At 33.8% G+C, this 12,078-nt stretch carries 12 protein-coding genes; 4 read left to right on the top strand and 8 right to left on the bottom strand.

Annotated features, from left to right (window positions below):
- The first annotated feature begins 1 nt into the window (after position 1).
- Entirely contained in the window at positions 2-871 is an 870-nt protein-coding gene (locus Q3Y49_RS18130; protein ID WP_303270051.1) for an MORN repeat-containing protein, read from the top strand.
- A gap of 31 nt (positions 872-902) precedes the next feature.
- Here Q3Y49_RS18130 and Q3Y49_RS18135 read toward each other — a convergent pair whose 3' ends face one another.
- The gene (locus tag Q3Y49_RS18135) at positions 903-1,541 is read right to left on the bottom strand and encodes an outer membrane beta-barrel protein (RefSeq protein WP_303270052.1); all 639 of its coding nucleotides are present in this window, start codon (positions 1,539-1,541) and stop codon (positions 903-905) included.
- Positions 1,542-1,797: 256 nt separating this feature from the next.
- On the opposite strand from Q3Y49_RS18135, the gene htpG reads away from it, so the two are divergent.
- The 3 genes from htpG to crcB all read left to right on the top strand — a co-directional run bounded on the left by htpG (position 1,798) and on the right by crcB (position 5,068).
- On the top strand, positions 1,798-3,684 hold the full coding sequence (htpG, locus tag Q3Y49_RS18140; RefSeq protein ID WP_303270053.1) for a molecular chaperone HtpG: 1,887 nt from the start codon (positions 1,798-1,800) through the stop codon (positions 3,682-3,684).
- A 128-nt stretch (positions 3,685-3,812) separates the two neighbouring features.
- The gene (locus Q3Y49_RS18145) at positions 3,813-4,700 is read left to right on the top strand and encodes a toxin-antitoxin system YwqK family antitoxin (RefSeq protein WP_303270054.1); all 888 of its coding nucleotides are present in this window, start codon (positions 3,813-3,815) and stop codon (positions 4,698-4,700) included.
- Entirely contained in the window at positions 4,697-5,068 is a 372-nt protein-coding gene (crcB, locus tag Q3Y49_RS18150) for a fluoride efflux transporter CrcB (RefSeq protein ID WP_303270055.1), read from the top strand. The genes Q3Y49_RS18145 and crcB overlap by 4 nt, the downstream gene beginning before the upstream one ends.
- A gap of 70 nt (positions 5,069-5,138) precedes the next feature.
- Here crcB and Q3Y49_RS18155 read toward each other — a convergent pair whose 3' ends face one another.
- The 7 genes from Q3Y49_RS18155 to Q3Y49_RS18185 form a co-directional block, all read right to left on the bottom strand.
- The gene (locus Q3Y49_RS18155; RefSeq protein ID WP_303270056.1) at positions 5,139-6,068 is read right to left on the bottom strand and encodes a hypothetical protein; all 930 of its coding nucleotides are present in this window, start codon (positions 6,066-6,068) and stop codon (positions 5,139-5,141) included.
- A 279-nt stretch (positions 6,069-6,347) separates the two neighbouring features.
- On the bottom strand, positions 6,348-6,977 hold the full coding sequence (locus Q3Y49_RS18160; RefSeq protein ID WP_303270057.1) for an HD domain-containing protein: 630 nt from the start codon (positions 6,975-6,977) through the stop codon (positions 6,348-6,350).
- Positions 6,978-7,109: 132 nt separating this feature from the next.
- The gene (locus Q3Y49_RS18165) at positions 7,110-7,889 is read right to left on the bottom strand and encodes a hypothetical protein (protein WP_303270059.1); all 780 of its coding nucleotides are present in this window, start codon (positions 7,887-7,889) and stop codon (positions 7,110-7,112) included.
- A 135-nt stretch (positions 7,890-8,024) separates the two neighbouring features.
- Positions 8,025-8,627 (bottom strand): hypothetical protein, encoded by a 603-nt coding sequence (locus Q3Y49_RS18170; protein ID WP_303270060.1) that lies wholly within the window; start codon positions 8,625-8,627, stop codon positions 8,025-8,027.
- A gap of 473 nt (positions 8,628-9,100) precedes the next feature.
- Positions 9,101-9,832: a DUF6624 domain-containing protein gene (locus Q3Y49_RS18175; RefSeq protein WP_303270061.1), complete on the bottom strand. Its 732-nt coding sequence runs from the start codon at positions 9,830-9,832 to the stop codon at positions 9,101-9,103.
- A gap of 441 nt (positions 9,833-10,273) precedes the next feature.
- Entirely contained in the window at positions 10,274-10,897 is a 624-nt protein-coding gene (locus tag Q3Y49_RS18180) for a hypothetical protein (protein ID WP_303270062.1), read from the bottom strand.
- Between the two features lie 363 nt (positions 10,898-11,260).
- The gene (locus tag Q3Y49_RS18185; protein WP_303270064.1) at positions 11,261-11,788 is read right to left on the bottom strand and encodes a hypothetical protein; all 528 of its coding nucleotides are present in this window, start codon (positions 11,786-11,788) and stop codon (positions 11,261-11,263) included.
- Positions 11,789-12,078 lie beyond the last annotated feature (290 nt).

Genomic DNA, 12,078 nt, shown 5'->3' on the forward strand with positions numbered 1-12,078 from the left:
CATGGAAAAAGTGAAAAAAATAGCGCTAATCGCATTACCCATAATCATTATCGGGTGTTTAGTGGCAATCTTCTTTATCAGCAAAAGAAAAAATCATTTTCAGAGGCAAACACAAGCGAAGGAAGAACAGCTAGAAAACCTGCAAAAACAAAATGAGTTGTACAGGCAGAAATCCATGGCTGACGAGCTTTTCATCGCAGGTGAATATCAGGAAGCACTGCAAATCTACTTGCAGATAGAAGACTCAATTCAGGATAATAGCTTTATGAAGAGTCGTAAAGCAACTATTGCCAAATTCAATTCTTTGCGTTCTGAATTGGACAGTACTCAAAATATGAGTAGCTCTCAATTAGTTAGTATGGAACGTGAAATGGATAAGAGAGTAAGCGAAGTAGAAAAAGAATATGAAGAAAAGATAGCTAACCTAAAAAGTAAATATAATCAGGAAGTAAAGTCTTTAAATGTCACAATTGACCAAAAAGAAAGACAAATTCAAAATAAGGCAGAACTGGGTCGTTTAACCTTCTATAATGCAAATGGGACCAAAATAGCCTACTTTGGCGAAATGAAATTTGGAAAGGCAAATGGTGAAGGAGTAGGTCACTATAGTTCTAATAGCGTATATGATGGTGATTGGAAAAATAACATGAAACATGGTAAAGGGACGTATAAATGGGTAGATGGCCACAAATATGTAGGTGAGTATCTGAATGACAAAAGAGAAGGAGAAGGCACCTACTTCTGGAATACAGGTGAAAAATACCAAGGTGATTGGAAAAATGACAAAAGATATGGTCAAGGAACACTTTATGACAAAGACGGTAACGTAAAGCTAGAGGGTGAATGGAAAAACGATCAGTTCGTGCAGTAAAGCAGAATAAATATCAATTCGTAGTTATTAATTAATCATCTGCTGTGATCATATTCAATACTTTATCCATTTTCAATTTGGCATATAGTTGAAGTACCATGGAATAAGGAAGATCTCCACTTTCCGAAAATATGTTATTATAAGATTGTAGGGGAACAAAACTATAATTAAATCTTCCTCCCAGTGTGAAATCATCATTTAAATCATATTCCAATCCAAATAAAGTGGCATAATCCATAGCACTAACTTCCCCATATAAGCTCATATTTCGGTCTAGTCCATCTTCAAAGTATTTATAATTACCTCCTACAAAAACTGATGGTTGAATACCTAAATTAATGGTGAACTTTTCACCTACAATAATTCCAAACATCAAAGCAAAATCGAAGTAATACAAATTGATATTATTATGATTTTGCTTATCCCAATTCCAAGAGCCTTTTTGAGTAAACAATGCTTCCATTTGCACAAAAAGTCTTTCAGTAGCACCAAATTTTTTAAAGGCACCGACTTGCAAACCAGGTCTTAAACTTGTATTTCCTTGTCCGTTTATTGTAGAAATCACCACCCCCCCTTTAAGCCCATAGTCTTGAGCAAATATTTCACATGGGCTAAAAATAAGCCAAAAGGAAAGCAATGAAACAAATGTTAAAACTCCTTTCATCATCATAAAAAAATCTAATAGGTATATTCAAGTCTGAACTCAATGTAGGTGCAAATCTATCAATTATTATTGAGCAAATCTTTCTTCCATTTCCAATAATTGTGCGAAAACTGAAAATTATAGCAGTATAAATCTGTTAATTTTTCAGCACATCTTTCACAATACCCCTTTTCTCTGCCAAGCTGACAGCAAATTAATAAGAATATTTAAATGGAATAAGAATTGACACGTTGGAAGTAGTTAAATCAAAACAGTAAACAAAATGCAAGAAAAAGGTAGTATTTCGATCCATTCGGAAAATATTTTTCCAATAATTAAGAAGTTTTTGTACTCGGACCATGAAGTATTTCTTCGCGAATTGGTATCCAATGCAGTAGACGCCACCCAAAAAATCAAGAGCCTCGGTACACTTGGTGAGTATGATGGTGATTTAGGAGACTTAAGCATCGAAATAAAAATAGATAAAAAGAAAAAAACTTTACATGTCATCGATAAGGGTATCGGAATGACAGGTGAAGAAATCAAAAAATATATTAACCAAATTGCCTTTTCCGGTGCTACTGAATTCGTTGAGAAATACAAAGAAAAAGGCGAAGGATCAGGCATCATCGGCCACTTTGGTTTAGGATTTTATTCAGCTTTCATGGTAGCTGATAAGGTAGAGATTAATTCTCTTTCCAGAGAAAAAGATGCTACTCCTGCAAATTGGGTTTGTGATGGAAGTACTGAATTTGAGCTTAATGCAGGCAAAAAGAAAGAAAGAGGTACTGAGATCATCTTGCATATCAACAAAGATTCAGAGGAATTTCTAGAAGAACATAGAGTCAATGAAATATTGACCAAGTACTGTAAGTTCCTACCTGTACCTATCATTTTTGGTGAAACTGAAGAAACCATTAAAGAAGGTGAAGGAGATGATGCCAAAGAGAAAAAAGTTAATGTCCCAAAGGTAATCAACAATACAACTCCACTCTGGACAAAAGCTCCTAATGACTTGACGGACCAAGAATATAAGGATTTCTACAAAGAGCTTTATCCATTCAGTGAAGATCCATTATTCTGGATTCACCTAAATGTGGATTATCCTTTTAATTTGACAGGGATTCTGTACTTCCCAAAAATCAAAAATGATTTTGACATTCAGAAGAACAAGATTCAGCTGTACTCTCGTCAGGTATTTATCACTGATGAGGTTAAAGATGTTGTGCCAGAATTCCTGATGTTAATGCATGGAGTAATCGACTCTCCAGATATTCCATTGAACGTTTCAAGAAGTTATTTGCAAGCTGACAGTAATGTGAAGAAAATTAACAATCACATCACCAAGAAAGTAGCAGATAAACTGGCGGAATTATATAAAAATGATAGAAAATCATTTGAAGAGAAATGGGAAAGCATAGGCCTTTTCGTGAAGTACGGAATGATGAGTGATGATAAATTCTACGACAAGGCTAAGAAATTCTGTTTACTCCAAAGCATAGAGCAGAACAAATATTTCACTTTAGATGAGTATAAAGAAAGCGTTGCTGGAAATCAGACAGATAAAGATGGGAATGTAACCATTCTATATGCCACCAATCCAGATAAGCAAGATGCTTACATCACATCCGCACAGAAAAAAGGCTATGATGTGGTGTTACTGGACAGCCCTATAGACAGTCATTTTATCAATCAGCTTGAGCAAAAATTGGAAAAAACCAACATGAAGCGAGTGGATGCCGATATAGTCGATAAATTGATTGATAAAGACGAAAAAGCAGAAAGTGTACTTTCAGATGATGAAAAGGAAAAGCTGAAAAAAGTATTTGAAGAAGCTATTAACAATTCGTCTATGACAGTTGCGGTGGAAGCCTTATCTCCTGACGAATTGCCTGTTTCTCTAACTATGCCCGAATTTATGCGCAGAATGAAAGATATGCAGCAAACAGGCGGGGGAATGCCGTTCATGGGCGGAATGCCGGATCAGTACAATCTGACGATCAATGCTAATCATAAAATGGCTTCAAAAATCTTGAAAGCAGAAAGCGAAGATGCTCAAAAGAATATTGCTAAGCAAAATTATGACTTAGCGCTACTTTCACAAAACATGCTGAACGGCAAAGATTTAACCAACTTCATCAGCAGAAGTGTGGAAATGATGGAAAAGTAATTACAAATTAGGAATTGATTAATTACGATGTGGAAAGCAAAATTTGTAATTCGTAATTGAAAAATAATTAATTATTAGAGACAGCCCGAAATTTTCAATAACTTCGGGCTGTTTTCGTTTAGCACCATATGAAGAGATTCTTACTCATATTAATTATATTCATCAGTTTGCCGTTGGCATTACTTGCGCAAGAAGAAGAAATTCCTCAAGATACAGTACCTACGCCATCTGACACCATTAAAAAAACCTTTCAATTTTTGGATGGTGCACCTGTTACTATCGATTTGAACACAGAAGAAGAGGAAGAAGATGACGATAAGGAAAAAAAGAAGGAAAAGAAAAAACGAAATTTCTATTACGACAAAAAAGTCAGAAAAAACTACACATTATCAGGCTATGGAAACAATGTAACTCGAGAGCTATTCAATTACCTTAAAAAAGAATATGTTGAGCCAGATCCTTATGTAAGAGATTTTTATTGGTATGATTTTCAACGAAAGGAAATAAGAAGCACTAAAAATGCAGATCCGAAATTTGCTGGGATTTTGCACGGTCCATATGAAAAGATGAAGGACGAGCAAGTAATTGAAAAAGGCATGTTTTGGAACGGACTCAAACATGGCCGATGGATGCGATACGATAATAACGGAATCCTTTTAGATAAACTCACCTACTTTAAAGGATGGCCAATAGATTCAAAAATCACCTATTATAATGAAGAGAAAAGAGAACATGTAAAAGAAGTAATCCCGATTGAGCATGGAGAGAAAGAAGGCACATATCTCTATTTTCATAAAAACGGGCAAATAGCAGTTCAAGGGGAATATCGATTTGACCAAAAAGTAGGACTTTGGGCTGAATACTATGACCAAAGGCGAAGGAGAAAAAAGACTATTCAATATGGAAGAGATCCGTTTGACAAAAATTTTGAGCCTTATATTAATCAAGAATGGAACGCAAAGGGTGAATTAGTATATGATCGAGAGCAGTGGAATCGTAAGTTTGCATCCAAATGATCAAAAATTTGCTTTTAATAGGCTTGGGTGGTGGAATTGGAAGCATAGCTAGATATGCCACTTCTCAATTTGCCCAAAAATATCTAACCAATTTCCTACCTTACGGCACATTCATAGCCAATATCTTAGGCTCTTTGCTTATTGGTGTTTTGTTAGGCTATTTGATTGAGAACCCTTCTCAAAATTTTAAATTGTTATTGGTCACAGGCTTTTGTGGTGGCTATACCACATTTTCCACTTTTACTTATGAGAATTTCAGCTATTTGCAAAATGGACAAATTGGGATGTTTTTGCTGTATGCATCGGGAAGTATTATGCTAGGTTTGATAGCTGTACTTGTAGGCTTTAGTTTAGTTAAATTATTTTGATGAAAGACTACTTTACGCAATGAAAAAATCTTTTCCAAAGTCATAAACTTTGGAAAAGACTAAGTCAGTATCAATTAGAACTAGCACCCTTTTCTTCTCCTTCTTTCTCAGGTACAAGTTTTTTCAAGCGTTCTAGTTCCGTCTTTATCTCTTCATTTTCAGAGTTTAAAGAAACCGCCTTTTCATATTCTTTTATTGCTTCTGAGTAATTCTCCATTTCAGTCAATAGTTCTGCATAAGTTTTATGAGTCCACCAATTTCCAGGATTATAATAAGTGTTGAATTGAAAAACCAACAATGCCTCTTTTTTTCGATCTGAAGTAGAAAGCACCCTTCCCAGTGTATTTAACTCAACATAACGACCTACTTTGTAATAAGCTGTTTGGTAAATATTTTGAATATCCTGATATACTTCATCCATAGTCATGCTGTCAAAAACTTGCAGCATATAATTGGCTCCAGCATAATTGGGCGCTGATGGATATCCTAAGGCTATTTGGGCTACATCCGTTAACAAATCGGTACTTGGCGATTCGACTATTCTAGCATATTCTTTTCCATTTTCTTTAAATATAAAAGTAGGTACACGATGAATATTTAATCCTTGCTCCTCGCGCTTTGGACCTTGTTTATAGTCATCTCCAGACCCATGTAGAGCAGTAAACTTTAATTGATTTCTACTTAAACCAAGCTGATCCCACAGCTTTACAAACTGTGGTACCCATTCTTGACTATCACCACACCATGTGCCTAGATAAATTTCAACTTGATCATCTTTTAGGTTTTGAGCCCAATCATAATTCTTTCTTTCGGTTGTAAAACCCTCATAGCTTTCATTATACCAGCTAGAAAAGGTAGTGTCCTCTTTTAAATATTCAATTGGGAATTCTCCCCAGATATGCTTATCGCCTTCCTCAGTATTATAAAACTGAATTTCTTGGGCTTGGGAAGTATTAAATGCAATGAGTAGGGTAATTATTAAGGTAGATAGATTCTTCACAATTTTTTTAAGCTTGTTTCAAAAAGAATTTAAAAATACTAAAGTAATTATAATTAACTCTAATCGTGAATAATTATTGTGAGGAAATGATTTGAGTATTAATAAATGTGAGAAATGATAATTTGGGAACAAGCTTAAAAAGCCAGACTAGAATTGTTTTATCTTTTACTGAAAATAGCTTTCTAATGGTCTTTTCCTCAAATAGAGTTTACATTATTGCAAAATCGAAAAGCTGACTACTTACATTACCCTTACGTCTATATCCTTTGATAATCTTCATTAAAACCCATCTAATTCAGCTTTTAAATTTTCTCTGGCTTGTTGTTCATAATTATTGAGGAATTCTTCAGTTTTAAATATGCTAGGCATGTTAAGAAAGTGCTGAATCACTTTCTTCCTCCCCATTTTGTATAGAAAATCAGGATAGATTGCATATTCCTTTCTGATTTTCATTATATATGCCTTATAGATTTCAGGTGAATCTCCTAAAATGGCAAGGTCGAAGTCCAAAAGGAAATTGGTGTCTTGACTTGCATTCTTTTTATGTTCTTTAGTGGCCATGATTTGGTCTTTGCATACTAGTATCTTATCGCTTGGCACTCCAAGTTTGTTCAATCGATCAGTAGCAATCTCAGCACTTTTTTTCTCATTATCCTGTCTTTTAATATTGTGGAAAATATCATGATAGAAAATGGAAAACAAAATGCTGTCAAAATCTTTAATTTTATGCTTGTATCTGACTGCTTTGTTGATCATGAATTCCAAATGAGACAGATTGTGGTAATGCCGATTGCTTTTGGTGTAAGCCCTTTCAATCTCCTGCCATACTTCTTCTATCATTTCGAGCTTGTCGGTGTATGTTGAGGTTAGGGCTTGCCATGTGGATTTTAGATTTTTTGGATTTCTCAATAAGATAGATTTTTGTAAAACCAAACGTTTTTGAAAGGGGTTTGTGATATTAAACACATTTCATTAAATTGATATGTGGCAGTAAACCCTAATAAACCTCCCTAGATATTCTATGCCCCATGAATTCGGTGGTTAGTATTTATATCTAAAAACATAATTTCCATAACAAATATCATATCCTGGGTCAATGCCAAAATAGTAAGTTCTTTTTTCAACTAATTTGTTACCCACATAATCATTTTCTTCAATAATATTATCTCCATCTTTGACTTGAATTAATCTATTTTGTGAATCATAGCTGTATGTTTTTAAATACAATAATCCTCCCGATTTATTCTCCTTCTTTTCTTCAATTAATAAATCTCCTGAATATTTATAATAGGTGAAATGGTGTTTTTGTCCATTTTTGGTATAATCAATTTTAGATACAATCTTACCATTATTGTACTCGTATGTGTTAAATCCACCCCAATATTCCCACTCTTTTACTAATTGGTTGTTTTCATATTCTCTTGGAGCTTCACTTTCACTTTGATTTGTTATTTGACCATCAATATCATAGTAAATGAATTTGTATAAAATATTGATCAATAGGTAATTCTCATTATAAAGAAAATTCTTTTCTGTTTTTCTCAAGTCTGACATATATATTTCGGATACCATCTGATTATCTGAATTATACTCAAAAGTAGTATTGCTATGAATTTCTCCATTTTGAAATAAAGTTTCTTTTATAAGATTATTTTTTTCATACTCGTACTCTACTAATCTTAAAGTATCACCTATTGAAGCTTGACAGGAGACTATCATAAAAATTGGATTATCCGTTTCGGCAGGAATTAATAAATCACCATCTTTTGAACAAGATAAAGAAATCAAGAAAAGTGATGCTTTCATTAAAAAATTTCTCATTTCAATCTTATGTTTATTTACTGATTTGGGATTGGGTTGTTTGAGAAGGCACATCTCCTACAAATTTTCTTTAATATAATCATTTTCAGCTTTAGTACTATCTAGCCGATAGCCTATCCTTTGCGATAGTACCGTTTATTGATATTTTAATCTATTACCTCGATTCTTAATAAACTCACCTGTTTCTGTGTCAATCCCCAACAATTGAGTCCAAGAATTGTCTGTGTCCGGGACGAAGCTAGAGACAACATAATATATTTTGTTATCTAATGAAATTGGCACTGGTTGCATCCCGCCAATATAGTATTCAAATAGTGTATCAGTCACAACCCCATTTTTAAGTAAAAATATTCTGTGTTTGTATTGCTCGTCTGAAAAAGAAATCAAATTGAGTATATCTCCTTCATAGTAGAGTTTGAATGTCTTACCAATGTTCAAAGTCTCTACATCTAATTTCAAGTCCCTAATCAGAGTATTTTCAGTTTCTATGAATGAAGGTGACTTTTTGAGGTCATTCAAATCGTATGACTTACTGATAGCTATTTTCCCTGCTAATTTTATTGGATGACTGTAACTAGCTACATATTTAGATTCTATCATAGCGTCCAAATATTCGATATTTTGAAGAGCAATGCTGTCCATTAATTCCTGCCTCTCATCAAATACATATATTGAATCTAATAATTCTACTTCTAAATGTCTTTTAGCAATATCATAAGGTACATTCGTCCTAGTCATTTCTTGACCTTCGTAAATAATCTCACCATGATTTTCAGCTATTAAATATGGAGTGTTATCAGTGAAGCCTTCTGCATAAAATAGGTCAATATAATAGTCTTCTGATTCATAAAAACTATTGATAATACCAACGTAAAGGGCGTTTTCTGCGATGTCTGAATCCTTTTTAATTAAGATGCTATCTGAATTAGTTTCTTCTGCAATTATTGAATCTTTTTTAATACTTTCTAATTGTCCTTCAGTTCTATTAGAGCTATCCTTATTATCGCATGAAGCAAAAAAAAAGAAAAACGATTAAAAGTATGTATATTGATTTATTCATGGCTCTGAAATTGGTGCTAACGTTGGGAATATGGAGCGTTGGGCACTTCAAGGCTCCAAACTACCAATTCCCTACATATTTTATTACATGGAAGCATTGTCAGTTTTAGCATTATATGCTCAGTGACCTATATTTAGTGTTACACACTTTATTATTCATTTGGCACCTTGTACAGCTTTGGTTCGGTAATCCCTTTTTTTAACATGTTCTCTTTGTTCATCTCAAAGTGGCTAACAGTCATTCGGTTAAGATATTCCTCAATTGATTCTAGACCAACTTCTGCTCTTCTCTCATTTACATTAGCACTATCCTCTAAAGGTCGAGAGATTGCTTGTCCATATTCGTTGTAGCTTACCTGGGTTCCGTAAATAATTTTCTTTCCTAAGTTTTTGTTAACTCGGTCAGTTAGGTAGGCATAGTTTCTTTTACTTGCATTCCCCTTCTCCATTTTAATTCTCATGTCAGCTAAAACTTTTCCCTGAAAATCAGGATTATGGTCTGAATGCTGAACCATTAACCAAAAATTAAACGAGCCCTCCTCTCCAGCTAAGTCGAAGCCAACAAAGCCGAGTTTGTCAAAAATTTCTTTTAGGCGAATTTGATGAGTCGTGAAGACACTATCTTTAAAAGAATTCCATTCTTCATTTGTCATTTCCTTGTACTTCCCTTGCGGTATGTATGCAGCTATTTGGTCTATTTCAGCCATTTTTCTTAGTTCATCCTGAAGCTTTTGATTAAACTCAACTGGAGATTCGTTCTTTGTCTCTTCTTGTTTTCTGTCACAAGATTGAAACATTAGCAAGGTAATAAAAGCGATTAAAGTGATTCTTTTTGTTCTAGGTAGCATATGGATTAAGGGTTGATTAAGTTTTTGAAAATTCATTTTCTGTAAATATCTCTTTTTATTCCATTCTATTACCAGTTCATGTTCTTCATCCAGCTAGCTAGATGATTTGGTTGGCTTTAGAACGATATGGCTAAAAACTGTGGCGGATGTAAACCACATTAATAGCTACTTCAAATAAAGGTAATAAAAAGCGACAAATTTTCAATTAACTGCAAGCCCGCCATTGGTTTTAGCTGATGTTAGCATTTTTATATATTTTACTTTGTTGCATTTATCAGATTCATAATGAATTAGGAGCAGTTTGTTCACTGAAAATTTTTAAGGGAGCCCAAAGCTTTAGATTAAAGAGGGATTACTAATTTGGGAATTCCGATGTGCTTTACTAAAATTATTATTGCTGTAATAAGAAACTAAAGAGTATAATTGAAACCAAAGCTAAAATTGCTCTGATGAAGAGGAGTGAGCTAAGAGTAGTTACTAATTACTTATAAGCTTAAACTTCAATCCATTTTCTGTATCATCAAAGCCAACAATTCCATTATCCATATCATAATAAACTTTATCTATTTTTGCATCCTTATAAGGAGTAAAGTAGTCATTCGGATTTACTACTTTTACTTTTGAATATTGTATATCGTTAATTACCATTTCAGCTAAATTTTGAAAGGGAGATTCTTCCTCAAAACCGCTTCCAAGGCACCCTATTTCATCATAAAAAGGTAATGACAAGTCTGCGACTAAGCTTCCTTCAGCAGTTTTATTTATGTTGATTGATATAAAATTACAATCTTCATTATTCCCATTATCTAAAATTTCAAGCGAAATCCATAATTCATCATAGTAGTAACTTTCCTTTTGAGAGGTATTCACAATTAAGTCCCAACTGCTATTAAACTTCTTTTCAAGGTCATACCACTTTGGTCTTATCTTAACTGTATCATTTTGATTATTTATAAAAGTGAAGACTTTTCCAATTTCTTCGTATTGCTGTGGAATATACTGATAGTCAGAGCTGTTAAAACTTTGATAGGGATAGTCATCATTTTCCTGGCACGAAAAAAATAAAATAGATATCCCTAATATTAAAAATATACACTTCATATTCTATTGCGTCTATGAAAAAGTAAAAATTTTATGCTTTAACTCAATTTAAAAATTTTAAAGATTAAGTCATAGCCTCACGGCTTTTATCTTGCACTCTTCTAAATGAATGCTAACGACAGTATAAAACCCGGTTGTTTTACTGGTCTATGAAATACTGAAAGTAGTAATTTATGCTTTCCCCTCAAACTGATGCTCTTCATTAATTGCAAAAGCTTAGATTAATTAAGCACTAGACTTGAACAAAGCACTATCTTTAGTTGCCAGCTATGAAAAGTAAGCATAAATTACGGGCTATTTAGTAGTTAACTCACTACAAGGTGGTGAGCAAATGGGTTTTATATGATGTTATAAGGATTTTTTTCAGTCGAACTTTTTTGCTTTAAGAATAACTCCTACTTCTTTGTCTTCCAACTCATATTGATTCTTTAATTCTGTGGAATCAATTATTTTTAGGCGCTTCAAATTTTTACTGTCAAGCATTGACAGTTTACCTTCATAATCTTCTTTAAGGATTTCATCATTTAAAATATATTGAATCTCGCCTCTGTCGGTTTTTGCTAACATTATTTCATAGTCAGAAGAAAATTCACTTAAAAATTCTTCCGCTTTCGTGAGTGCGAAACTTTTTGTCCGAACAACAATCGCTCCATCTTCAGCTATTTCACCATATTTACTTACCGCTTCTTTTCCGTAGAAAGTTGTCAAGGTTGCTATAATTGATGGGTCATATTTACCCAAATCACTTTTGTCAACAGGTTTACCATCAATGATGAAGTACGGATCAGGGCCTAATTTTTCTACCACTTCTTGAGGTGTTGGCTTTGAAGTCTTACAACTTGGAAGAGCAATAAGTACTGCAAGCGTAATAAATAAAATTCTTTTTAACATACATGTGAGATTTACGATTCCTTATAACGGGCGCGTATAAAAATCCGTGCGCGCCCGATTTTTCAAAGTGTTAAAGTAGCAATTTTTCACTTACTGCCAATTGCCTGGTTTCTTTTTCTACTTTGGTAGCTACAGAAATAGTATGCTGATTGCCAAAAATTGCGGTCGTAAGGCAGATTGCTTATTCTGGCTACTTAAGCGCATGGTTTTTATATTGTGTTAGCAAGCCGTATTTAAAAATGTCTCCACGCTAAGGTACACCGCTTGCAGATAAACTGGCGATCCTATGA

It is taken from the genome of Marivirga harenae (assembly GCF_030534335.1).
GTDB classification, from domain to species: Bacteria; Bacteroidota; Bacteroidia; order Cytophagales; family Cyclobacteriaceae; genus Marivirga; species Marivirga harenae.